A 22,706-nucleotide genomic window follows, 5' to 3' on the forward strand; every position below is an offset into this window, starting at 1 on the left:
AAGCGACCTCTTGCGTATCCAGGCCTGCACCTCGCAGGATGCCGGAGCGTGGAGAGAAGTTGAAGAACATCGGCAGCGTCGCGGCGCCGATCGCGCCGGCGTCGGCGCCGAACGAGCCACGCACGAGTTCCGGCGCGCTGCGGGCTTCCGGCGTGATGTCGGCGAGCGCCACGCCCAGACGTTGCATGAGCGTGTCGAGCAGGCCGGCATCAACGTCCGAATCGAGGACGACGACCGGCAAATCGAGTACGGATAGCGCCCCGCGCAGCGCGAACGCGAGCGCATCGACGCAATCGTCGATCCATTCGTCGACGGCCGGCACGTTGCGTGCGATGCAGTCGTTGAGATCCGCGCGGTTCTCGACCTGCTCGCCGCAATGGCGGAGGTGGCGAATCAGCGCGCTCAACGACGCACGCGTCAGGAGGATGTCCCAGGCGCCGTGCGGCGCGGGCGCGGAAGGCAGGCGGCTCGGTTGCACGGGCATGACGGCGAAATCGCCGGCGTTGCCGGTGCGGCCGTGCAGGCAGTCGCCGTCGATCGCGATCCCGCCGCCGATGACCGGTCCGAGGAACAGATAGACGAAATTGTCGCGTTGACGGCCGCAGCCGTAAAAGAGCTCGGCGATGGCGGCCGCATTGCCGTCGTTTTCGCTGAACACCGGCAGCGGAATGACACGGGCGAGTTCCCGGGCCAGGTCGATCTCGGCCCACGCGCGGAAGGCTTCGGCCGGCAGGCCGAGTTCGCGCAGCCAGCTCCCCAGGTTGAACGGATGGGCCACGCCGACGCCCGCCAGCCGATCGCGGTCCTGGGCGGGCAGAAGCCGTTGCATCTCTTCGATGTCGCTGCGAACCAGTTCGAGCACGGTCGCGGGCGGAGGGAGCAGGGTGTCGTGGGAGCGGCAGCCGATGATCTCGCCCGCGAAATTGACCAGCGCCGTTTCGATGCGCATGCGGTCGATGCGGACGCCGATGCCGAATGCCCCATTGGGATCGAGACGAATCAGCGACGCCGGCTGGCCGCGCTGGCCTTCGGTGCGGCCGGCGAATTCGATCAGTTTCGCGTCGGCGAGCGACGCGATGATGCCGCCGACAGCCGCACTCGTCATGTTCGCGTGGCGGGCGAGGTCGGCCTTCGACGCGCTGCCGGTACGGCGCAGCGTCTTCAGCAAAAGGCGCTCGTTGTAACGGCGCACGTTGACCGAGTTGCTGCCCTGGCCGATGTGCGGGCTTCGCATGGCGTCTTCCTCCATGTTGCGCCAGCTTTCGGCGCATTAAGTAAATCAAGTTGATTTATTTAAGCATGCGCTCGGCGTCCAGTCAGTTAGGTAAACCCCGGAAAGGCGTGCTTGCGGACGACGGCGGTTGCCAGTCTCAATCGGTCAGATGTTTGCCGGCGCAAATTCTGCTTTATGGGGCCGGATTGGAGTGCTTTGCGGGTATTGGCTCACGGTGCAGGTGCGATGCAAAGCCCCACGCCGGCCAGTGCGATCTCCGGTCTGTCGGCGTCGACTGATTTCGTCGACGCCGATCGGTTCCGGCGCCCGGGATCGGGCCGGCACCCAGGTGAAGGGTCCGCGCGGTGTGGGCGACAGGCGTGCCGAAGTCGCGATTCATCCCGTGCCCGCAACGATTGCCGACCCACACGCCGTTCCTTACATGGCCGGATCCCACTGCGGTGCGAACGCCGGACTCACGAGCCGCTGATTCTTAGGCAGGCCGGCGATCAGCGCACGGTCCGCGTCGTCCAGGTTCACGTCGAGCGATGCCAGATTGGCGAGCTGATTGCGTTGCCCGGCCGCCTTCGGCACGGCGGCCACGTTCGGCTGGTCGAGCAGCCATTTCAGCGCCACCTGGCTCGGCAGCACGCGATGCTTGTCGGCGATCCGTTGCAGTTCCGGGATCTCCGACACGCGGTTGCGCGCGAGCGGGCTGTACGCGATCAGCGCCATGTCATGTTCGCGCGCGAATTGCAGCAGCCGCGCCTGCCCGAGCAGCACGTGGTACTCGACCTGTATCGCGGCCAGTGGCGCCTGCATCCGTTCGACGACGTCGCGCAACAGCGCAAGCGGAAAGTTCGCGACGCCGATCGCGCGGGCGCGTCCCTGCTCCTTGAACGAAACGAGCGTGTCGATCGTCTCGGCAAGATTCCAGTCGGGCGCCGGCCAGTGGATCAGGAACAGGTCCACGTAGTCGGAGCGCAGCGCGCGCAACGTGTTGTCGAGCGATTGCCGCATGCGTTCGGGGTTCAACTGGTCCCACCATACCTTGCTGGTCACGTGAATCTGCTCGCGCGGGACGTTCGAAGCGGCGATGGCGTTGCCGACCGCCGCTTCGTTCTCGTACGCGGCTGCGGTATCGATATGGCGATAACCCGACTCCAGTGCGAGCGCGACCGCGCGCGTGCATTCGTCGCCGAGCATGGGCCAGGTGCCGAGCCCCAGTGTCGGCATGTTCAATCGATGGCGGTTGACGATGCGTTGCATGAACGACTCCTTCTCGATGGGGTGAGCCGGCGCGGCCTGCGCGTGCCGTGCCGGCGCGTTCGTCAGCGTTGCGCGCTGTCGCAGGTCGGGCGGTGCACCGCGTCCGCGGATGAGGTGCCCGTCGATGCCGCTTCGTGTCGCGCGACGAACTTCGCGATGCGCCAGCCGAATACGATGGCCGGGCCGAGCGTGGTACCTGGGCCGGGGTACGTGCCGCGGAAGATCGACGCGAGATCGTTGCCGCACGCGAACAGGCCGGGGATCACGCGCCCGTCGACATCGATCACCTCGCCGTTCGCCGTGCCGCTCAACCCCGCGCTGCACGCGAGATCGGCCGGCCATACGGTCAGCGCATAGTAGGGGCCGGCGCCGATGGGGCGGATGCACGGATTCGGCTGTTGCGCCGGATCGCCGTTGAAGCGGCTCATCGGGCTGCTGCCGCGCTGGAAGGCCGGATCCCTCCCTTCGGCGGCGTCGCGATTGTAGGCCGCGACGGTGCGCGCCAGACCGTTCGCATCGACCTGCAACTTCGCCGCCAGCTCGGCCAGCGTTGCACCTTTCACCAGATAGCCGGCGCGTTCGAATTCGGCGATGCGGGCCGCGCTGCGCGCCGGCATCAGCAGGCCGAGGCCATAGGTGCGAATGAACGCAGCATCGACGATCAGATGGGCCGGCACGCTCGGCCCGTTGCCGCTGTCGCGCAGCATGCCCATCACGAAGTCGTGGTACGAGTTCGATTCGTTGACGAAGCGCTCGCCGCGGCGGTTGACCGCGATGAGGCCGGGCTTCGCGCGATCGAGAATGATGTGCGGCCAGACGCTGTCGCCGTCGCCGCCCGGGGGGGCGCCCGGTGCGCGGCGGATCGAACACGGCATCCACAGCCCCGGGCTGTCGCCGCCGTTTTCGACCCGCGCATTGACGCGCTGTGCGCGGTCGACGCCGTCGCCGGTATGCGTATTCGGTGACAGCGACAGCGGCTGGGCCGCGGCAGGGAAGAATTGCCGGCGCAGCGACGGATGGCGCGCGATGCCGCCGGTCGCGAGCACCACACCGCGCCGCGCGCCGATTCGCCTGCGACCGCCATCCGGTGTCGTGACGATGGCGCCGGTGACGCGGCCGTTCTCGCGTACCAGTTCGAGCAGCGGCGTGTCGAAGCGAATCTCGACCTGGCGTTTGAGCAGGCTGTAATAAAGCCGGGCGGCGAGCGCGTTGCCCATCACCAGTTGCGTGCCGCGCGGAAAACGCAGGCGATCCATCGCATAGCGCCCGACGACCGCGATCGTGCGCTTGAAGTTCGCGACCGACGCGAACGGCGCGAGCAGCGCATTGAGATCGGCGCGCGCGACCATCATGCCGCCGAGGCCCATGAATTCCTTGCGCGGCGGGCGCACGCGCGCGAACGCGCGGCCGAGCACGCGCGCATCGAACGGCGCGGGCACGAGCGCCCGGCCGCCGTAGGCCGCGCCCGGGCCGTTGACGTAATCGGGATGTGCGGCGGCGGCGACGAACTTCACGTCGCTGATGCGCGCGAGTTCGTCGATCGCGTCGGGGCCGCTTTGCAGAAATGCTTCGCGCGCGTCGTCGCCGCCGCGCGCGCCGACCACCGACTGCAGGAAGCGGCGCGCATCGTCGACGCTGTCGGGCACGCCCGCGGCGACGCTCAAGCGTGTGCCCGGCACCCACGTCGTGCCGCCCGACGTGGACGTGATGCCGCCCACCGCGGCGGTTTTTTCGCATATCAGGACGGCGAGCCCCTCGTGATGCGCGACGAGCGCGGCGGTCATGCCCGCCGCACCCGCGCCGAACACCAGCAGGTCCACTTCTTCGTCCCAACCCTGTTGCACTGCAGCCATGTCCATGTCTCCTTCGTTTCGTTCCGCCGCGGGTCCGGATTCGGCGCGCGGCGGAAGAGGCTTCGATCGTTGTGGAATGTTATTCCAATAAACAATAAAGTGGAATAGCGTTCCGAAAGATGCTCGAGAGAGACGAAGCGCGACTTCGTTCAGAACCCGTGCACGATGCCCATACCGGCTGCGAATTGGCTGCGCGTCGATGCCGGCGCGGCGGCGAGCCAGGCGGCGCTGCGCGCCAGGCGCCTGGGCGAGGTACGACCGGGATGCATGGGTTGTCTCCGGATGGTCGTGATGAGGCAGGCAGGAACGACGGCGCGGCACGCCGCGTCACCGTCGTTCGGCGGAAACGATTCGGCAGGCCGCGCTACGTATGACGATCGCGACCTGCCCACACGCACTCAGGCGGCGGTATCGGTATCGACCAGGAATGCGACCATTCGATCGCAGACCCGCGCGAACATTTGCGTGCCCGTGACGGTTCGGCAACCGCGGGCACGCGCCGCCTCGATGAACGGCGTGAGCGGCGGCTTCGTGACGACGTCGCCGACGAACGCGGTGGCCGGCACGCGCGAGACGTCGACGGGCAGCGGATCGTCCGGCCGCATGCCCATCGGCGACGCATTGACGATCACGTCGAACGACTCGGCTGCGACCTCCGCGGCGGCGACGCGCACCGTGCCGCGTTGCAGCGTGGCCAGCCGCTCGACCAGCGACGCGGTGCGCGCGGCATCGTGGTCGCGCACGTCGAGCGACGCGACACCCGCCATCACCAGCGCATGGCCGATTGCCGAGCCTGCGCCGCCCGCGCCGACCAGCAGCGCGCGCTTGCCGCGCAGGTCGCAGCCTTCGTCGCCGAGCGCGGCGACGAAACCGGTGCCGTCGAACATACCGCCGTGCCAGCCACCTTCGGCGGTGCGTCGCAGCGTATTCGCCGCGCCGAGGAAGGCCGCTTCATCGGACAAGCGCGAGCAGAACCCGGCGGCGCTGAATTTGTGCGGCACGGTGATGATCACACCGTCGACGTTGCGCATCGGTGTGATGCCCGCGAAGAACGCCGCGAGATCGTCCGGTGCGACATGAGCGGGAACGACCAGCGCGTCGAGTCCGGCCTCGCGCAGCGCGGCCGTCACGCCTTTCGGCGAACGGACCTGCGCGATCGGATCGCCGACGATGAAATGGATGCGGGTCGCACCGCTCAGGCCTTCGTCGAGCGAAACCGCGGCAGTCGGGGTCAAGGGGGCTGTCATGCTGTTTTCATCTCCTGGGTGGAACCGGCCTCGTCGTGTACGATGCCGAGCAATTTCGCCTGGGTGGCGGTGTCCTGTTCGAGCGCGACCGCGCTGCTTTCGTGCGCGACGCGACCGTTGACGAGCACGTACGCGCGATCCGCGATCGGCAGCACCATGTCGGCCTGGTGCTCGACGATCACGACGCTCGCGCGCTCGCGCAGCTTGACCACCGCGTCGAGCACTTCCTGTACGACGGCGGGCGCGAGCCCCTCGAACGGTTCGTCGAGCAGGATCGCCTTCGCCGGCGCCATCAGCGCGCGCGCGATCGCCACCATCTGCCGTTCGCCGCCGGACAGATGTTCGGCGCGCGCATCCTTGCGCGTCGCGAGTCGCGGGAACAGCGCGAACATCTCGTCGACGCTCGCGCCGCCCTTGCGTGCGGCGAGCCGCAGGTTCTCGGCGACCGTGAGGTTGGGGAACAGGCGGCGGCCCTCGGGCACCATCGCGAGGCCGAGACGATTGATCTCGTGCGCGGGGCGCCCGGTGATGTCGTGGCCGTCGAACACGATGCGCCCGGCCGTCACGTCGGCGACGCCGGTCGCGGCGCGCAACGTCGTCGTCTTGCCGACGCCGTTGCGTCCGAGGATCGCGATCACTTCGCCTTCGTGGAGCGTGAGGTCGATGCCGTCGAGGATCGTGTTGCCGGCATAACCGGCCTTCACGCCTTCGAGGCGCAGCAGCGGGCGTCGCGCCGGTGCGGCATCTTCGTGCTGTGCGCCGCGTCGTGCGGCCAGCCTCGCATCGACCGGCCGCTCGCCCTTCGCGTGGCCGAGATAGGCTTCGACCACCTCGGGATGGCGCGCGACTTCGGCCGGCGAGCCATCGGCGATCAGCCGGCCGCGATGGAGCACGCTGACGCGATCGGAAATCGTCAGCACGCGATCGATGTCGTGCTCGATCAGCAGCACCGCGTGATGGTTCGCCAGCTCGCGGATGATCGCCGCCACGCGCACGCGATCGGCTTCGGCAAGCCCCGCGAGCGGCTCGTCGAGCAGCAGCAGGCGTGCGCGAGTCGCGAGCGACAGCGCGATTTCGAGCAGGCGCTGCTCGCCGTGCGACAGGCTTTCGCAACCATGCGCCGCGCGCTCGGCCAGCCCGACCGCCGCGAGCAGCGACCAGGTCATCTCATTCTGTTCGCCGAGCGTGTGCGCGTCGCGCCACAGGCCGAGGCGATCGTGCTGCGCGGCCTGCACCGCGACGCGCACGTTCTCGAACACGGTGAGGTTGCGAAATACGCTGAGGATCTGGAACGAGCGGCTCATGCCGAGCCGCACGCGGCGGAACATGGCGAGCTTCGTCACGTCCTTGCCGTCGAACGTGATCGTGCCGGCCGTCGGCGACAGCACGCCCGTCAGCATGTTGAAGAACGTGGTCTTGCCCGCGCCGTTCGGGCCGATGAAGCTGTGCAGCCGGCACGGATGGACGTCGAGGTCGATCCGTTCGGCGGTCACGAGCGAGCCGAAGCGCTTCGTCAATCCGCGCACGCTCAGCACGGGCGTGGCGGGATCGGTCTCGATGCCGCCAGCGCGATACGGCGCGATCGTGGCGGGGCGCGCGGGAATCGTGTCGCGCACGAGGGTCCAGCGCGGACGTCGCAGCAGCCGCTGCGCGATGCCGTGTATGCCCTCGGGCGAGAAGAACGCGAACGCGATGACGATCGGTGCGAAGATCAGCCACCAGTGCTCGGTCAGGCTGCTGAGCTTGTCTTCGAGCAGGATGAACGCGATCGCGCCCCACAGCGGCCCGAGAAACTGGTGGACGCCGCCGAGCACGGTCATCAGCAGGCTGTCGCCCGCGTGCTCCCAGCTCAGGTTGTTCGCGTACGCGCCCTGCAGCATCAGGCACAGCAGGCCGCCCGCGTAGCCGATCACGGCAGCCGAGATCACGAACGCGCGCAGCTTGAGCCGATACGTGTCGTAGCCGAGGCTCGCCGCGCGCTGCTCGTTGTCGCGCAGTGCCTGCAGCGCCCGTCCGAACGGCGCGTGCACGAGGCGCCATAGCAGACAGGCGATCGCGACCACCGTCGCGCATGCGAACACGTGGAAGCAGACGGTCGTCGGGAAGGTCGGGCGCGGCACGTTCTGCAGGCCGTTTTCACCGCCGGTCACATCGGTCCACTTGAACGCGATCTCGAACGCGATCTGCGAACAGGCGAGGGTGAGCAGCGAGAAGTAGAGCCCGCGCCGGCGCAACACGACCGCGCCGATCAGCGCGGCCAGCACGGTCGTCACGATCACGGTGGCCGCCAGCGCGAGCAGCTCGTTGCCCAGCACGCGCAGCAGCGACACGGCGACCAGGTACGTGGCCGTGCCGAAGAACACCGATGCGCCGAACGGGACGAGCCCCGTATACGCGACCAGCAGGTTCACGCCCATCCCGTAGAGCGTGTAGATCGCGATCTGGGTTGCGCGCTCGAGCGGCGTGCCGGTCGCGGTGAGGGCAAGCGACACGAGGACGAGCGCGGTGGTCAGCACTGCAACCGGATGGCGGGTCAGATAGTCGAATTTCATTCGAAGCGCTCCCAGCGTTCACCAAACAGCCCGCGAGGGCGCACGAGAAGGACGAGTGCCATCAGCACGTACATCGCGATCGACGAGCCCGCCGGAAAGAACTGGACGGCCAGCGCGGTTGCGATGCCGACCAGCAGGCCCGCGACCACCGCGCCGGCGAACGAGCCGAGCCCGCCGATCGTGACGATCACGAACGCGGGCATCACGGCGGTCGTCGCCATCCCCGGCGTGACCGTGACGAGCGGCGCCGCGAGCACGCCGGCGGCACCCGCGAGCAGCGCGCCGAGCGCGAACGCGCCGGTCAGCACGCGCGGCAGGTTGATGCCGAGCAGGCCGACCATTTCAGGATCGCGGCTGCCGGCGCGCAGGATCCGCCCGTATGGCGTGTAGTTCATGAACCACCACAGCACGACGAGGATCGCGATCGTCGCGGCGAGCACGAACAGTCGATACTTCGTGATCAGCAGCGGCCCGTATACGAGAAACCCGTTGAGCATCCCGGGCGGACTGAACGGCAGCCCGCCCGCGCCCCACACGAGGCGAACCAGTGCGGTGAGCAGCAGCGACAGCGCGAACGTGACGATCAGGCCGAGGAGCGGCTCCTTGCCGTACAGGCGCCGGATGAACACCACCTCGATCAGCACGCCCACCGCCGCGACGAGCACCGGTGCGAGCACGACGGCGGCCCATCCGAACTGCGTCGACAGTGCGATCGCGAAATACGCGCCGAGCGCGAAGAGCGCACCATGCGCGAAATTCACGATGCCCAGCAGCCCGCAGATGATCGACAGTCCGATCGCGAGCAATACGTAGAGGAATCCCAGCACCAGTCCGTTGGCGACCTGGGACAACAACATTTCAGCCATGCCCTTACTCCAGAGTGCGGCTCGCCGCCGCCGCGCCGCGGCCCGTCGTGATGGGCGAGCGGCGGGCCGCGACGCGCGCGGGATACGCTTGGGGCGGCGTCGGGCCGTGCGCCGCCGCAGCGGCGGCGCGCGGGCTCAGCGCGCGGCCATCTTGCAGCCGATCTCCTCGCGTGTGCCGAAGAGGCGGTCGAGGTCGCCGGGGTTCTGCGGCACGACGGAGATCGGGTCGAGCCAGTCCCATTTGTCGCTGATCCGGTCCTTCACCTTGAACACGCTCCAGCGCCGCAACAGCTGGTGGTCCCACGGGCGGAAGTAGGCGGCGCCGCTGCCGTCGGCGAGCTGAATGGTCTCCAGGCTCTGCACGATGTCCGCGCCCGACGTGCTGTTCGCGTGGTTGATCGCCTGCAGCAGTGCGCGCGCCGTGAACCAGCCGATCCAGGCCTTGTCGGCCGGCGGCTTGCCGTACTTCGCCGTGTACTTCCTGATGAACGCGACTTCTTCCGGCGCATGGCCCGGCGAGCTGAAATGCCACGGCTTGCCGTAGTAGCCGGTGGCGGCGTCGGCGTTGATCGACCAGAGATCCGAGTCGCCGATGATCGGACACGCCACCGGGATGCGGCCTTTCATGCCCATTTCCGCGTATTGCTTCAGGAACGTCGACAGGTCGCCGCCCGGCAGCCCGAGCAGCACGACGTCGGGTTTCGACTGGCGGATCTTCAGGATGAACGAGCTGAAGTCGGTGGTGTTGAGCGGCGTGACGTCGGCGCCGGTGATGACGCCGCCGGCCTGCTTCAGCAAGTCGGACATCGCGCGCTGAATGTCTTGCCCGTACGCATAGTTCGCGACGAGGAAGTGCCATTTCTTGCCGATCGCGAGCATCGACGGCGCGAGTGCGCGGCATGCGACGGGTGTCGGGCTCAGCACGCGGAACGTGTACGGGTTGCAACTGCTGCCGGTCAGCTCGCGCGCCGCGGCGTTCGGCGCGATGTAAGGCGTCTTGGTGCGCCACGCGACCGACGACATCGCGAGCGATGTGCCGCTGTTCGTGCCGCCGATCACCGCGATCGCGTGGTCCTGCTCGACGAGCTTCTGCATGTTCTGCTGCGCCGACTGCGGATTCGGTTCGTCGTACCAGACGAGATCGACGCGCCGGCCGCGCGCCTGGTTTCCCGCCTCGTCGAGCGCGAGCTTGACGCCGTTCGCGATCACTTCGCCCTGTTCGGTCCACACGCCCTGCTTGGCCATCAGCAGGCCCAGCTTCAGCGGTTGCTCGCCCTGCGCGCGCACGATCGCCGGCGCGGCGAGCGCCGCGGCCCCGCCCGCGAGCGCCTTGCCCGCGGTGACGAGCCACGCGCGGCGCGACGCCGCCGGGTTGGCGGTCGCGTCCGCCGCGGGGCTGGAAAGGGTGTCGTTCTGCTCGTGCTGGTCAGTCATGTGTCTGGCCTCCTGTTTCCTGGTCAAGGTTCGATTCCGTGCGGTCCGTGGGTGGGGCCGCGCGACACGTGTCGAAATTTTTCGTGAATTATGGTTTGAAGTGGAATAGCATTCAACAATCAAATATGGTTTCAATAAATCGGGGTATTTACCCGGTCGGTCCGGAAGACGAACGACGCGACTCGACGCGTACGCCCCGCACAACGGAGATGAAGCGATGGCAAGAAGACGGCTGGCAGTGATCGGTGCAGGCGCAATCGGGCGAATGCACGTGGAGCGCGCACGCACGCATGCGCAGGTGGAAGTCGTGGCGATCGCCGATCCGTCGCCGGCGGCCGAGCAGTTCGCGCGCGATGAAGGGCTGCGCTGGTTCGCCGATTACGCGACGATGCTCGACGCGATGCGCCCGGACGGCGCGATCGTCGCGACGCCGAATGCGACGCATGTCGAGGTTGGCCTTGCCTGCATCGCGCGCGGCGTGCCGGCGCTGATCGAGAAGCCGGTGTCGGACAGCGTCGCGGCGGCGGCGGGCCTCGGTCGCGCCGCACGCGAAGCCGGCGTGCCGCTGCTGGTCGGCCATCATCGCCGCCACAATCCGATCTTGCGGCGCGCGCGCGAGATCGTGCGGTCGGGTCGGCTCGGCCAACCCGTCGCGGCCAATGCGCTCGCGACGTTCTACAAGCCCGACGCGTATTTCGACGTCGAATGGCGCCGTCGCGCGGGCGGCGGCCCGGTGTTGATCAACCTGATTCACGACATCGACATCATGCGGTTCCTGCTCGGCGAGATCGTCGAGGTGCAGGCCCAGGCGTCCAATCGCGTGCGCGGCTTCGACGTGGAAGACACGGCCGCCGTGCTGCTGCGCTTCGACAGCGGCGCGCTCGGCACACTGGCCGTATCCGACTGCGCGACCTCGCCGTGGAACTGGGATCTCGCGGCGGGCGAGGCCGCGCACTATCCGCGCCAGCAGGTGAACACGCATTTCCTGATCGGCACCGATGCGTCGCTCACGCTGCCGCAGCTCGATCTGTGGGAATACCGCAGCGGGAAGGGCTGGCACGATCCGTTGACCGTCGAGCGCTGCACGCCGCATGGCACCGATCCGTATCACGAGCAGTTGCGCCACTTCGCGGCGGTGATCGCGGGCGACGAGACGCCGCTGTGTCCGGCCGACGACGCCGCGCGCACGCTCGCGGCGACGCTCGCCGTGCATCGCGCGGCTGCGACGCGCACGGGCGTGGCGCCCGCGGACGTCGTCGCGTAGCCGCGGGGAGCGGGTGCCGGCCTAGCGCTGGCGCCGGTAGAACGCCACCGTCTGCCGCAGGCCGTCGTCGAGCGCGGTCCGCGGCAGGCCGGGCAGCAGGCGGTCGAGCGCGGGGTCGTCGGGGAACGCTGTCGCGATCGGCAGCGGCGGGCCGCCGGCATCGATGTGCGCGCCCGGCGCGAGGGCCGCGATCCGTTCGATCAGCGTGTTCACCGGGGTGATCTCGCCCGCCAGCGTGAAGGCGTGTGCGCCCTCGATGTCGGCCAGCAGCGCGGCCTCGTAAGCGGCGGCGACGTCGTCGGCGAACACGAGGCCCGTCGCGCCGGTAAACGGAATCGTGTAGCGCTCGCCGCTCGCGGCCGCCCGACAGGCCAGGCTCGGCCCCGCGCTCGATCCGGTCTCGCGTCCGGCGCCGTAGACCACGAGCGGACGGAAGCCCACGCTCGCGATCCCGTGGTCGTGCCAGTACGCGCGCGCCGATCCTTCGCACGCCAGCTTGAACGCGCCGTAGTGGGTTTGCGGCAACGGCACGGCGCCGTCGTCGGGGCCGAACACGCCGGCGCTGCTCGCGTAGAGCACGCGTCGCAGCCCGGCCGAGCGGGCGGCCTCGAATACGTTCAGCGTGCCGATCAGGTTGACCTGCGCGCCGCGCACGGGGTCGGCCGCGCAGTCGGGCGTGAGGATGCCCGCGAGATGGATCGCCGCGTCGCAGCCGTCGAAGGCGTGCGCCGTGGCGGCCGCGTCGGCGATGTCGCCGGTGCGCCAGCGCACGGCCGCAGCCCGTTCGGGCGCGAGCGCCTCGACGAGGCGCGGGTTCGTGCGCACGTCGAAGCTCACGCATTCCATGCCGCGCGCCAGCAGCCTCCTGATGATCCACGCGCCGAGAAAACCGCTGCCGCCCGTTACCAGTACTCGCATTGCGTTGCCTCCCTGTCGTCACAAAGTCTTTGCTAAATCGGATTTACTGGAATAGTATTCCACGTCGCAATGATATTCCATAGACGTCGCGATCGTGTCGCATCCGGCGTTGGAGACACTGAACGGGCAGGACTGAACATGAAGCGTGAACCGATACTCGATTGCGACGTGCTGGTACTGGGCTCCGGCGCGGGCGGCCTCGCGGCGGCGGTCACGGCGGCGGCGCAGGGCCTGGGCGTGATCGTCGCCGAGAAGGAGGCCGTGTTTGGCGGCACCACCGCGTGGTCAGGCGGATGGATGTGGATTCCGCGCAATCCGCTCGCGACGCGTGCCGGCATTTGCGAGGACGTCGATGCGCCGCGCACGTACCTGAAGAACGAGCTGGGCGCGCAGTTCGATGCGGCGAAGGCCGATGCGCTGCTCGAACGCGGCCCGGAGATGATCGAATTCTTCGAGCGGAACACGGCGCTGCGCTTCGTCGACGGCAACCGCATTCCCGATTTCCACACCACGCCGGGCGCCGGCACGGGCGGGCGCTCGGTTTGCGCGATGCCGTACGACGGCCGCGAACTGGGCCCGCTGATCGACAAGCTGCGCACACCGCTGTCGGTGACGACGCTCAATGGGATGGCACTCGCGTCCGGTCAGGATCTCGCGCATTTCTATCGCGCCACGCGCTCGCTGAGTTCCGCGCTGCATGTCGGCCGCCGGCTGGCCGCGTTCGCGTGGCACAAGCTGCGTTACGGGCGCTCGATGCATCTCGTCAACGGCAATGCGCTCGTCGCGCGCCTGTTGAAGTCGGCCGCCGATCGCGGCGTCGACCTGCGCACCCATGCGAAGGCGATCGGCCTGCTGCGCGACGACGAGCGCGTGACCGGCGCCCGCGTGGCGATCGACGGCATCGTGCACGAGGTGCGCGCGGCGCGCGGCGTCGTGCTGGCTTGCGGCGGTTTTCCTCACGATCAGGCGCGTCGTGCGCAGACGTTCGCGTATACGCCGTCGGGCCGCGAACACTGGTCGGCGGCGCCGCGCTGCAATACCGGCGACGGGATCCGGCTCGGCGAATCGATCGGCGCGCATTTCGAGCGGTCGCTCGATGCGCCGGCCGCGTGGGCGCCCGTCTCGCTGGTGCCGCGACCGGGCGGCGACGCCGTCGCGTTTCCGCATCTGATCGAACGCGCGAAGCCGGGCTTGATCGCGGTGACACGCGCGGGCAAGCGCTTCGTGAACGAGGCATCGTCGTATCACGACTTCATTGCCGCGCTGCTCGACACGACGCCGGCCGGCGAGGAAGTGTGCGCGTGGCTCGTCTGCGACCATCGCTTTCAGCGGCGCTACGGGCTCGGTTTCTCGAAGCCGTTTCCGTTTCCGACCGGCCCGTACCGGCGCTCGGGCTATCTGAAGCGCGGCGCGACGCTCGACGCGCTTGCGCGCGAATGCGGAATCGACGCCGCCTCGCTGATGGACACGGTATCCGCCTACAACCAGTACGCGAAGCAGGGTTGCGATCCGGCGTTTCACAAGGGCTCGACGCCGTACAACCGCGTGCAGGGCGATGCCGACCGGCAGCCGAACCCGTGTCTCGCGCCGATCGACGCGGGGCCGTTCTATGCGGTGAAGCTGTTGCCGGGCAGCCTCGGCACGTTCGCGGGCCTGGCCACCGACCGCGACGCGCGCGTGCTCGACCACGCCGGCCGCGCGATCGCCGGCCTCTACGCGGTCGGCAACGATTCCGCCAGCATGATGGGCGGCTGCTATCCCAGCGGCGGCATCACACTCGGCCCGGCGATGACGTTCGGTTATCTCGCCGGCCTTTCTCTCGCCGACGCCGCGCCCGAACCCGCGCGTGCCGGCATCGATTCATCCTCGAGGACAACGCAATGAGACTGTATGACGTAGTGACGCTCACGGTGAAGATCGGCGCGAACGCGCAGGTCTTCGAAGGGATTCAGGCCAGCGGCGATCCGCACGGCGGCAAGCTGCTCGGCGCGTGGTACTCGGACATCGGCACGCTCGGTCAGGTGCTGGTGCTGCGCGGTTATGAATCGGAGGCCGCGCTCGTCGCCGAGCGCAAGCGGATGCTGCTCGAAGGCAACCCGTTCGGCTGCGGCGAATCGATCATCGACGTGAAGACGGCCAGCTATGCGCTGTTCCCGTTCCTGCCGCCGATCGAACCGGCCGTGCACGGCGGCATCTACGAGATGCGCGTATACGGCACGAAGCTCGGCAGCCTGCAGCACACGATCGACGTGTGGGAGCAGGCGGTGCCGGAGCGCACCCGCCGCTCGCCGCTGGTCGGCGCGATGTATGCGCTCGACGGCGACACGCCGCGGTTCCTGAACATCTGGCCGTATGCGAGCGTGGACGAGCGTTCGCGCATTCGCGCCGAAGCGGTCAGGGACGGCATCTGGCCGCCGAAGGGCGGCCCGGCCCACCTCACGACCATGGAATCGACGATCTGCGTGCCCGCGCCGTTTTCGCCGTTGCGCTGAACGTGCCGCGTATTGCGCCATGACGCTCAAGGAGACGATATGACCCAGCCTCAATCCCGCGCGCTGTCGCTGTCGGCGCTGACCGTGCTCGAACTGAGCCCGCCGCAGATGGTGCGATGCGCCGTCGACGCCGGCTACGACTACGTTGGCCTGCGACTGCTGCCGGCCACCGACACCGAGGTTCGCCACGAGATCGTCGGCGATACGCCGCTCAAGCGCGAAACGCTGGCGATCCTGCGCGATACGGGCATGCGTGTGCTCGACGTCGAGATCGCGCGCCTGAAGCCCGATACCGACGTGACGCACTACCTGCCGATGCTCGAAACGGCGGCGGAGCTCGGCGCGCGCTACGTCCTCGTGGCCGGCAACGATCCCGACGAGGCGCGCACCGTCGACCGGCTCGGCCGGCTGTGTGACCTGGCCGCGCCGCTCGGCCTGTCGCCGTCGCTGGAACCGATGCCGTGGACCGACGTGAAGGACATCGGCGCCGGCGCGCGCATCGTCGACGCGTGCGGCCGGCGCAACACCGGACTGATCGTCGATCCGATTCATTTCGATCGTGCCGGCTCGTCGCTCGACGCGTTGCGCGCGTTGCCGCACGCGTACTTCGGCTACGTCCAGTTCTGCGATGCGCCGGCCGAACGACCGGCCGACGTCGACACGCTGCTGTTCCAGGCACGCTGCGCGCGGATGGTGCCGGGCGAGGGCGGTCTCGACCTTGCGGGCATCCTGCGCGCGCTGCCCGCTCACCTGCCGGTGAGCGTCGAGGTGCCGAACGAAGCGTGGGCGAAGACGACGCCTGCCGTCGAGCGGGCGCGCCGCCTGCGTGAAGCCACCCTTGTCGTGATCGATGCGGCGGCCGTGCCGGCCTGATCGCGCGGCGGCTGCCTTCTCGACGCAACGGGCCCGATCGGCGCCAGGCATCGCGCCGGCGCGCGGATCGGGCATTCGATACGACAACAAGAACAACTTCCCCGGAGACATCAGCATGACTTCCTCGCAGACGGCCCGACGGCCGAAGCATTTCATTCAGGATGGCGAATCGAACGACGCGCGCTCGCTCGACGTTCAGCAATTTCTCGATACGCGGCCGGTGGGCCGGTTCCAGTGGCTCGTGCTTTTGTTGTGCATGCTGATCGTGATGCTCGACGGGCTCGACACGGTGATGATCGGCTTCATCGCGCCGTCGATTTCCAGCGCGTGGTCGATTCCGCGTGACGCGCTGGGCCCGGTGATGAGCGGCGGCCTGCTCGGTCTCGCGTTCGGCGCGCTCACGGCCGGCCCGATGTCCGACCGCTTCGGCCGCAAGACGGTGATGGTCAGCGCGGTGATGTTCTTCGGCCTGTGGAGCATTGCATCGGCGTTTGCGACCGGCGTGGCGTCGCTGACGGTGTTGCGCTTCCTGACCGGCATCGGCCTGGGCGCGTCGATGCCGAACGCGGCCACGCTGATGGCTGAATATGCGCCGCCGCGGCGGCGCGCGCTGATGGTGACGGCCGTGTTCTGCGGCTTCACCTTCGGCGCGGCGGGCGGCGGCTTCGTGAGCGCGTGGATGATCGAAACGTGGGGCTGGCATTCGGTCCTGCTGCTCGGCGGCGTGCTGCCGATCGCGTACGTGCCCATCCTCGTCAAATGGCTGCCGGAATCGGCACGGTATCTCGCGCTGTCGGAGCGGCGCCGCGCACGGCTCATCGGCGTGCTGAATCGCATACAGCCGGCGGTCGCCGACGCACGGACGCGGTTCGTGTCCGCCGAACCGGCGCGCGACGTGCGCAGTCCCGTTCGCGCGATTCTGTCGCGCGAACATGCGTTCGGCACGGTGATGCTGTGGATCTGCTACTTCGCGGGATTGCTGACCGTCTATCTGCTCGGCAACTGGCTGCCGACGCTGATTCGCGGTCTGGGGTTTTCGCTGGCCGAGGCGGCGATCGTCGGCGCGCTGTTCCAGGCGGGCGGAACGGTCGGCTCGCTGCTGATCGGCTGGCAGATGGACCGGTTCAATCCGCACGCCGCGCTCGGCGCGACCGTGCTCGCCGGCGGCGCGCTGGCCTGGTACATGGGTGTGTCGGCCCATCCGTTCGGCGTGATCTGTGTGCTCGCATTCGGCATCGGGTACTGCATGAACGGTTCGAATACGGGCTTCTGCGCGCTGGCGGCCGGCTCCTATCCGACCGAAATGCGGGCCACCGGGACGAGCTGGATGCTCGGGGTCGGCCGTTTCGGCGGCATCGCGGGCGCGATGCTGGGCGCGGCCATGCTCCATGCGAACTGGAGTTTCGGCCAGGTCTTCGCGGCGCTTGCGGTGCCGGCGGCCGTGGGCGGTGCAGCGGTGCTGCTCAAGGGCGCGCGCCATCGCGGGAGGTTCGTGGCCGTGAGCGGGGCTGCCGGCCACTGACGGCGAGCGCGGCGCCGCGGCGGGGGTGCGGTGTCGCGCAAATTCTCTTGAATTCCAGTATGGAATTGTGTTCTTATTTGACATTCACCATACGGACGAGAAGGCGCCATGGCAGGAAATCTCGAGCGTGCGCTCGCAGTGCTGGAATTGCTGGCAAAGAACGGCGGCCGCATGCCGCTGGCCACCATTGCCGATACGCTGAACATTCCCCGCAGCGGCACGCATCGCCTGCTGTCGATGCTGATCGACGAGGGGTTCGTCCGTCAGGACGAGGAGCACGGCGAATACATGCTGGCGCTGAAGCTGGTGTCGCTCGCGCTGATCTATCTGTCGACGAGCGGGGTGTTCGACATTTCCCAGCCGGTGCTCGATCGCCTGGCCGAGTCGTCGGGCGAACTGGCACGGCTGGGCGTGGTTGAAGGCGATCACATCACGTTCGTCGGCAAGGCGCAGGGTGCGAAGTCCGGGCTGCGTTACGACCCGGACATGGGCAGCCAGCCGCCGCTGCATTGCACCGCGAGCGGCCAGGCGTGGCTCGCGACGCTGCCCGACGAGCGCGCGATCGAACTGGTGTCGAGGCAGGGCGGGCTCAGCGCGAAGGTGCAGAATGTACCGCGCGCACCGAAGACGATCCAGCAGTTCCTGAAGGATCTGAACGGCGCGCGCGCGCGTGGCTACGGGATGGCGATCGAGACGTACGAGGTCGGCATGACGTCGATCGCGGCAGCCGTGCGCAATCCGGTCACGAACGAAGTGGTCGGTATCGTGAGCCTCGCCGGGCCGACGAGCCGTCTGCCGGAATCGCGCCTGAAGGAGCTCGCGCCGCTATTGCTCGCGGCTGCGTCGGACATGAGCGCGGCCACGCTGGGTTCGCCGTGGTTCAAGCTGACGGGCGCGGCGGCTGCCCCGGCGGAAGTGGCGCCGGTTGCGGCAGCAAAGGCGACGACGCGCGGGCGTGCTTCAAAGCGTTAGTGTGCCGCGCCGGGATGTTGGCGCGACGCGTGTCGTTTGGGCGGGAAGGCTTGTGTATTCGACGGGGCGGTATGGGGATTGAATTCGGGGCGGTCGATCTTCACGCCGTTGCCTCGTTCGATGACGTTGTCGTTTTTGTTGGTTCATCGCGGATTTCCATGAATGGCGATTTCCGACCCAGTTCGGCCCCTCAACATTCCGCGAAGCGGTTCCTTCAACGTTGGGCCGATTCGGCCATCTGGTGACTTATGGCTGGCTGGGCCAGGCATCAATTTTTTCTACAGTCAGTGAAACGCGTCGGACGGAACCACGCCGGCGGCGGCCAAAAACATAAGGGCCGGTAATCCAGCCCTTATGGCAGACTCGTATCCTTGCCTTCTACCGGCACCGTTTCTCAACAGTCGAAAATCACAACTTCATCGACACGTGGATCGGCGGGTCAGGTGTATCCACTCCCATCCCCTGGATAACACGGTAGAGTTCAACAAGTGCTTTTTCCTTTTCTACATCGTGTCCACCAACGACACGGGTCATCTGGGAAGGAGAAAGTTCGTCTTCCTGATGAAGGTCGGCAATAGTCAGCGTGTTCATTTTGAATCTCCATTCAAAAGAAGTTTGGCAACGAGGCTTGAGCAGTTGTAATTTACTGCTCGCTTCCTAATGTGCACAATCTGTGCCAACTCGCCTCCGGTACGCACCGCGGCTGTTCAAGATAGAAATTTGAGACCTCCCGCTTCTATGCCGGCGATTCGAGGTATGCGACATGTTGGCTATATTCCGACACGTGACGATCTTCTGTTGGTTGTTCAGGAACACAGAGCCGTCGGCCGAGGGATCAGACCAGTTGCACACGGAGCACTACACGGGGAGGAAGCGGCACAGTCGATGCGAAATCGATGCGTATTGCCTGCGTTAAGACCGTGCCGCGGGTGGTATCGAGCAGTCATGTTGGTCATTGAATCGGGGAGTGCGTGGTATCGGTGCCGACGGATTGTCGACGACCCGCACACGGTCCTCGACCGCTTCTGGCCGATCGCCGACATTTTGCCCCGCGTTCCCCAGGATTCCGCGAAGAACCTTTTTATTTGGGCTCGGGAAATTGACCGCGCCCGTCGTCCGCATTGAACGGTTGCCCGGCCGTTCTCACGAGCAGAAAGTGAAGTAGGTCGTGGAAGTAACGCCACTGACTTCCGACGGCGCGACGACGATGCGCCGATGCGCGGCAGCCTGCCGCCGCGCCCCCGGCGCAGGCGCCGGCCTCACGCCTCCCGGTACGTTCCCTTAGCCTTGGCCGTATGCGTCGCCAGCACGTCCATCAGCGCCGGGCTCAGGCAATCGTAGGGCTCCAGCCCCTTGCTGCGCAGCGTGTCGCGCACGTCCGCCATCAACGACGGCGGCGTGCCGCTTTCGATGATCGACGACACGAACGCGGCGAAACCCGGGCCGTCCCAGCCGGCATCCTGCGACAGTTCGGTGTGGATGAAATCCAGGCCGTAAAACGCATGGTCGCGATTCTCGATGCGCCCGAACAGATGCGTGCCGCACGCGGAGCAGGCATGGCGCTGGATCAGCGCCTTGTCGTCGACGACGCGCAGTTTCTCGCCATGCGCGGTGACGGTGACCTTGTCGCGCGGCACGACGCCCACGACGGCAAACAGCGCCCCGGCCGGCTTCCAGCATTTCGTGCAGCCGCACGCGTGATTGAATGCGACCTGCGTATCGACCCGGACCTCGACCGGGTCCTGCGCGCACAGGCAGCGCAGCGTACCGCCCGCGAACGGATCGGCGCCCTTCTGGATACCGCGATCGACAGTGGGATGAATGGCGACGGACATGGTCATGCTCCTTTTCGGTGCTTCGGTAGTGAACGACGGTTCGGATCGACTTCCCTTCGCGCATCGGCCCGGCGACCAGATGGAACTGGCGTGCCGAGCCCCGATCATGTGGCATTTCATTCGTCGAAGGAAACTGGGGGGGAGTATATGGCGATACTGGTGGGGAGTATACCCGGCGATTTCCCGATGACGGTGTTCATCGGGCCGCGCTACGTCAGATAAATGCCGGCCGGACGCCGCATGCCGGCGTCGAATATTGCCGTGCAAGGCTTCCCGTCCGTCGCGCTCATGTCCATGTGTCGTCCATGTGTCGCCCGTATCGGGCATCCGGCTGCACGCAGCCGGTCCCGGCTTTTCAGCGAAGAGCCCGTCAAAGGCAGGGCACGCGGTTTGCCGGCCCGCTTGCCGGTCGTCCGCAGGCTGAGAAGGCGACGGCCGGCCAGCCCAGGCAAGCCGTCGCGTTGCGGAACGCGTGCGTTCGCGGCACCGAGCTGCTGTTCCCGGCCAACCTGGCGCCGCGACGACGATCCCGCTACTTCACCGGCGTGAGGACCGGCGCGTCCTTGTTCTTGATCAGGAACACGACGAATTTCGCCGGCTTCGTGCTGCTGGCGTTTCGTCCGACCGTGTGCACGTCGTCGGGGCCTTCGTGGAACGTGTCGCCTGCATGGAGCGTGACCGTCTTGCCGCCGTTCAGGCCCATCACGATGCTGCCGTCGAGCACATAGACGAACGCGTGCGCGTCGTGGCGATGAACGGGGTCGACGCTGCCGGGCGGATAATCGACGACGATCATCTCCACTTCCTTGCCCGGATACTCGGGCAGCGGCTCCGTGGTCAGTTGCGTCACCTTGGCTTGCGGTGCGGCGGCAGCCGGCGGAACGGGCATCAGCAGCGACAGCGCAAGCGGTGCAAGCGCGAGCACGATGCGTTTCATGTCGTTACTCCAGGTTGGCCTTGTCGAGACCGAACATCTTGTCGAACGAACCGGGCACCATCCGGAACGCGACGTTCAGCCGGTTCCAGCAGTTGATCGCACCGACGAGGACGGTGAGATCCGACAGCGCCTTCTCGTCATAGTGGGCGCGCACACGTTCGTAGAGATCGTCCGGCACGCCGTGCGGCGAAAGCTGCGTCAGCGCTTCGGTCCATTCGAGCGCGGCGCGTTCGCGCGGCGAGAACAGCGGCGACTCGCGCCAGATCGCGACGTGATGCACGCGCAGTTCGCGCTCGCCGTGGATCCTGGCCATCTTGATGTGCATGTCGACGCAGAACGCGCAGCCGTTGAGCTGCGACGCGCGAATCTCGACGAGCTCGCGAACCGGCACTTCGATCGTCGTCTTCTGAAGCAGCCCGTCGAGTTCGACGAGCTTCTTCGTCAGCTCCGGCGATTGCTGAAAGTAGTTGATACGTTGCGTCATGATACGTTCTCCTGATCGGTGAAGGCTGGGCAATCGGCCCTGCGCATGACCATTCATTGCACGACCGGCCTGGCAACCATCGTAATCGCGGATTTCGCGGGCCAGTAGTGCCGGTAAGGTGCGCACTCTATTGCCGCTTCGGAACCAATCGCGCGCCGGGGTGTGGCGGCGCGCCGCCGACGTTCGTCAATCCGACACCGCGACAACCCCGCAAATGCCCTGCCGTGCCATCTTCGTATAGGGACACAGGCGCTCCGTATCGCGGACCAGACGTTCCGCAACCTGCCGGTCCACACCCGGCATGCGGAGGGTGACGTTGGCGGCGAGCGCATAGCCGCCGTCGACCGGATCGCGGCCGAACGATACTTCGACTGCGACGGTCGCTTCGCGGATATCGATCCGCTCGCGTTGCGCGAGCAGGCTCAGCGCGCCGTGAAAGCACGCGGCGTAGCCAGCTGCGAGCAGTTGCTCGGGATTGGTGCCGCCGCCCGGCCCGCCGAGTTCGCGCGGCAGGCGCAGATCGAGGGCGAGACAGCCGTCGTCGGATCGTGCGACGCCCGATGCGCGGCCGTGTGCCGTCTTGCCGCCGGACACGGTGACCGTGGTCGTGTAGAGCGCGACGAATTCGCGCCCGCGGTATTTGTCGAGCAGTGTCGGTGACGGAGGTTGCAACCTCTCGTTCTCCATATGCCTCCCGGGTGCCTGTATTGACCGACGCGAGCGTTCCGGGCCGTACGGTCCGGAGCGGCGCGTCGTTTCTCTAAGCGAATCGGCGCATGAGTGCAGCGCTTGCCTGCAGGTCGTTCCCCATGACCGCCAGCCGAAGGATGGATGGCCCTTGCGCACTTGCATGCTAGGCAAAGACGCGTCGCCCGGCGAGATCATCCAGGGATGCATGGTGTTGCCCGCTTTGCACCAATGCGGCGGGAACGCCGCGTATCGGTCGCGTCGGCCGTTCCACCGGCTGCGGCGATG

19 protein-coding genes are annotated in these 22,706 nt (G+C 67.4%); 6 read left to right on the plus strand and 13 right to left on the minus strand.

Annotated features, from left to right (window positions below):
• The 7 genes from U4Y91_RS02810 to U4Y91_RS02840 form a co-directional block, all read right to left on the minus strand.
• Positions 1-1,234 (minus strand): ROK family protein (locus tag U4Y91_RS02810; RefSeq protein WP_321803175.1); only part of this gene is annotated, 1,234 nt, incomplete at its 3' end.
• Between the two features lie 417 nt (positions 1,235-1,651).
• Positions 1,652-2,482, minus strand: coding sequence for an aldo/keto reductase (locus U4Y91_RS02815; RefSeq protein ID WP_321803176.1), 831 nt, complete (start codon positions 2,480-2,482; stop codon positions 1,652-1,654).
• Between the two features lie 62 nt (positions 2,483-2,544).
• Positions 2,545-4,335, minus strand: coding sequence for an FAD-binding protein (locus U4Y91_RS02820; RefSeq protein WP_321803178.1), 1,791 nt, complete (start codon positions 4,333-4,335; stop codon positions 2,545-2,547).
• A gap of 398 nt (positions 4,336-4,733) precedes the next feature.
• Positions 4,734-5,582, minus strand: coding sequence for a shikimate dehydrogenase family protein (locus U4Y91_RS02825; protein WP_321803179.1), 849 nt, complete (start codon positions 5,580-5,582; stop codon positions 4,734-4,736).
• Positions 5,579-8,134, minus strand: coding sequence for a branched-chain amino acid ABC transporter ATP-binding protein/permease (locus tag U4Y91_RS02830; RefSeq protein WP_321803181.1), 2,556 nt, complete (start codon positions 8,132-8,134; stop codon positions 5,579-5,581). Before U4Y91_RS02830 ends, U4Y91_RS02825 begins: the two co-directional genes overlap by 4 nt.
• Complete coding sequence (locus U4Y91_RS02835; RefSeq protein WP_321803182.1) at positions 8,131-9,000, minus strand: branched-chain amino acid ABC transporter permease; 870 nt, start codon at positions 8,998-9,000, stop codon at positions 8,131-8,133. Before U4Y91_RS02835 ends, U4Y91_RS02830 begins: the two co-directional genes overlap by 4 nt.
• A 135-nt stretch (positions 9,001-9,135) precedes the next feature.
• Entirely contained in the window at positions 9,136-10,434 is a 1,299-nt protein-coding gene (locus tag U4Y91_RS02840) for an ABC transporter substrate-binding protein (protein ID WP_321803184.1), read from the minus strand.
• Positions 10,435-10,651: 217 nt separating this feature from the next.
• Here U4Y91_RS02840 and U4Y91_RS02845 point away from each other — a divergent pair, with 217 nt between their 5' ends.
• A complete protein-coding gene (locus U4Y91_RS02845; protein WP_321803185.1) occupies positions 10,652-11,698 on the plus strand; it encodes a Gfo/Idh/MocA family oxidoreductase in 1,047 nt (348 codons plus the stop codon).
• 21 nt (positions 11,699-11,719) lie between these two features.
• Here the strand turns inward: U4Y91_RS02845 and U4Y91_RS02850 are convergent, their stop codons facing one another.
• Positions 11,720-12,616: an NAD(P)-dependent oxidoreductase gene (locus U4Y91_RS02850; RefSeq protein WP_321803186.1), complete on the minus strand. Its 897-nt coding sequence runs from the start codon at positions 12,614-12,616 to the stop codon at positions 11,720-11,722.
• A 138-nt stretch (positions 12,617-12,754) separates the two neighbouring features.
• Between U4Y91_RS02850 and U4Y91_RS02855 the strand changes: the two genes are divergently transcribed.
• The 5 genes from U4Y91_RS02855 to U4Y91_RS02875 all read left to right on the plus strand — a co-directional run bounded on the left by U4Y91_RS02855 (position 12,755) and on the right by U4Y91_RS02875 (position 18,475).
• A complete protein-coding gene (locus U4Y91_RS02855) occupies positions 12,755-14,500 on the plus strand; it encodes an FAD-dependent oxidoreductase (protein WP_321803188.1) in 1,746 nt (581 codons plus the stop codon).
• The gene (locus U4Y91_RS02860) at positions 14,497-15,108 is read left to right on the plus strand and encodes an NIPSNAP family protein (protein WP_321803189.1); all 612 of its coding nucleotides are present in this window, start codon (positions 14,497-14,499) and stop codon (positions 15,106-15,108) included. Before U4Y91_RS02855 ends, U4Y91_RS02860 begins: the two co-directional genes overlap by 4 nt.
• 39 nt (positions 15,109-15,147) lie before the next feature.
• On the plus strand, positions 15,148-15,981 hold the full coding sequence (locus U4Y91_RS02865; protein ID WP_321803191.1) for a sugar phosphate isomerase/epimerase: 834 nt from the start codon (positions 15,148-15,150) through the stop codon (positions 15,979-15,981).
• 115 nt (positions 15,982-16,096) lie between these two features.
• Positions 16,097-17,503, plus strand: a complete 1,407-nt coding sequence (locus U4Y91_RS02870) for an MFS transporter (protein WP_321803193.1) — start codon at positions 16,097-16,099, stop codon at positions 17,501-17,503.
• 108 nt (positions 17,504-17,611) lie between these two features.
• A complete protein-coding gene (locus tag U4Y91_RS02875; protein ID WP_321803195.1) occupies positions 17,612-18,475 on the plus strand; it encodes an IclR family transcriptional regulator in 864 nt (287 codons plus the stop codon).
• 408 nt (positions 18,476-18,883) lie between these two features.
• Here U4Y91_RS02875 and U4Y91_RS02880 read toward each other — a convergent pair whose 3' ends face one another.
• The 5 genes from U4Y91_RS02880 to U4Y91_RS02900 all read right to left on the minus strand — a co-directional run bounded on the left by U4Y91_RS02880 (position 18,884) and on the right by U4Y91_RS02900 (position 22,418).
• Positions 18,884-19,066 carry a hypothetical protein gene (locus U4Y91_RS02880; RefSeq protein WP_321803197.1) on the minus strand — a complete coding sequence of 61 codons (183 nt, stop codon included), beginning with the start codon at positions 19,064-19,066 and terminating at the stop codon, positions 18,884-18,886.
• 668 nt (positions 19,067-19,734) lie between these two features.
• Positions 19,735-20,310, minus strand: a complete 576-nt coding sequence (gene gfa, locus U4Y91_RS02885) for an S-(hydroxymethyl)glutathione synthase (RefSeq protein ID WP_321803199.1) — start codon at positions 20,308-20,310, stop codon at positions 19,735-19,737.
• 532 nt (positions 20,311-20,842) lie between these two features.
• Positions 20,843-21,247 carry a cupin domain-containing protein gene (locus U4Y91_RS02890; protein ID WP_321803201.1) on the minus strand — a complete coding sequence of 135 codons (405 nt, stop codon included), beginning with the start codon at positions 21,245-21,247 and terminating at the stop codon, positions 20,843-20,845.
• 4 nt (positions 21,248-21,251) lie between these two features.
• Positions 21,252-21,731: a carboxymuconolactone decarboxylase family protein gene (locus tag U4Y91_RS02895; protein WP_321803202.1), complete on the minus strand. Its 480-nt coding sequence runs from the start codon at positions 21,729-21,731 to the stop codon at positions 21,252-21,254.
• Between the two features lie 186 nt (positions 21,732-21,917).
• Entirely contained in the window at positions 21,918-22,418 is a 501-nt protein-coding gene (locus U4Y91_RS02900) for an Ohr family peroxiredoxin (RefSeq protein ID WP_321803203.1), read from the minus strand.
• Between the last annotated feature and the right edge of the window lie 288 nt (positions 22,419-22,706).

The organism is Burkholderia sp. BCC1993 (assembly GCF_905339865.1).
In the GTDB taxonomy this organism is placed as follows: Bacteria; Pseudomonadota; Gammaproteobacteria; order Burkholderiales; family Burkholderiaceae; genus Burkholderia.

What these genes read in the sequence shown, in the direction of transcription:
- U4Y91_RS02815 (WP_321803176.1), bottom strand. Translation starts at nt 2,482, where the DNA reads ATGCAACGCATCGTCAACCGCCATCGATTGAACATGCCGACACTGGGG.
- U4Y91_RS02820 (WP_321803178.1), bottom strand. Translation starts at nt 4,335, where the DNA reads ATGGCTGCAGTGCAACAGGGTTGGGACGAAGAAGTGGACCTGCTGGTG.
- U4Y91_RS02825 (WP_321803179.1), bottom strand. Translation starts at nt 5,582, where the DNA reads ATGACAGCCCCCTTGACCCCGACTGCCGCGGTTTCGCTCGACGAAGGC.
- U4Y91_RS02830 (WP_321803181.1), bottom strand. Translation starts at nt 8,134, where the DNA reads ATGAAATTCGACTATCTGACCCGCCATCCGGTTGCAGTGCTGACCACC.
- U4Y91_RS02835 (WP_321803182.1), bottom strand. Translation starts at nt 9,000, where the DNA reads ATGGCTGAAATGTTGTTGTCCCAGGTCGCCAACGGACTGGTGCTGGGA.
- U4Y91_RS02840 (WP_321803184.1), bottom strand. Translation starts at nt 10,434, where the DNA reads ATGACTGACCAGCACGAGCAGAACGACACCCTTTCCAGCCCCGCGGCG.
- U4Y91_RS02845 (WP_321803185.1), top strand. Translation starts at nt 10,652, where the DNA reads ATGGCAAGAAGACGGCTGGCAGTGATCGGTGCAGGCGCAATCGGGCGA.
- U4Y91_RS02850 (WP_321803186.1), bottom strand. Translation starts at nt 12,616, where the DNA reads ATGCGAGTACTGGTAACGGGCGGCAGCGGTTTTCTCGGCGCGTGGATC.
- U4Y91_RS02855 (WP_321803188.1), top strand. Translation starts at nt 12,755, where the DNA reads ATGAAGCGTGAACCGATACTCGATTGCGACGTGCTGGTACTGGGCTCC.
- U4Y91_RS02860 (WP_321803189.1), top strand. Translation starts at nt 14,497, where the DNA reads ATGAGACTGTATGACGTAGTGACGCTCACGGTGAAGATCGGCGCGAAC.
- U4Y91_RS02865 (WP_321803191.1), top strand. Translation starts at nt 15,148, where the DNA reads ATGACCCAGCCTCAATCCCGCGCGCTGTCGCTGTCGGCGCTGACCGTG.
- U4Y91_RS02870 (WP_321803193.1), top strand. Translation starts at nt 16,097, where the DNA reads ATGACTTCCTCGCAGACGGCCCGACGGCCGAAGCATTTCATTCAGGAT.
- U4Y91_RS02875 (WP_321803195.1), top strand. Translation starts at nt 17,612, where the DNA reads ATGGCAGGAAATCTCGAGCGTGCGCTCGCAGTGCTGGAATTGCTGGCA.
- U4Y91_RS02880 (WP_321803197.1), bottom strand. Translation starts at nt 19,066, where the DNA reads ATGAACACGCTGACTATTGCCGACCTTCATCAGGAAGACGAACTTTCT.
- gfa (WP_321803199.1), bottom strand. Translation starts at nt 20,310, where the DNA reads ATGTCCGTCGCCATTCATCCCACTGTCGATCGCGGTATCCAGAAGGGC.
- U4Y91_RS02890 (WP_321803201.1), bottom strand. Translation starts at nt 21,247, where the DNA reads ATGAAACGCATCGTGCTCGCGCTTGCACCGCTTGCGCTGTCGCTGCTG.
- U4Y91_RS02895 (WP_321803202.1), bottom strand. Translation starts at nt 21,731, where the DNA reads ATGACGCAACGTATCAACTACTTTCAGCAATCGCCGGAGCTGACGAAG.
- U4Y91_RS02900 (WP_321803203.1), bottom strand. Translation starts at nt 22,418, where the DNA reads ATGGAGAACGAGAGGTTGCAACCTCCGTCACCGACACTGCTCGACAAA.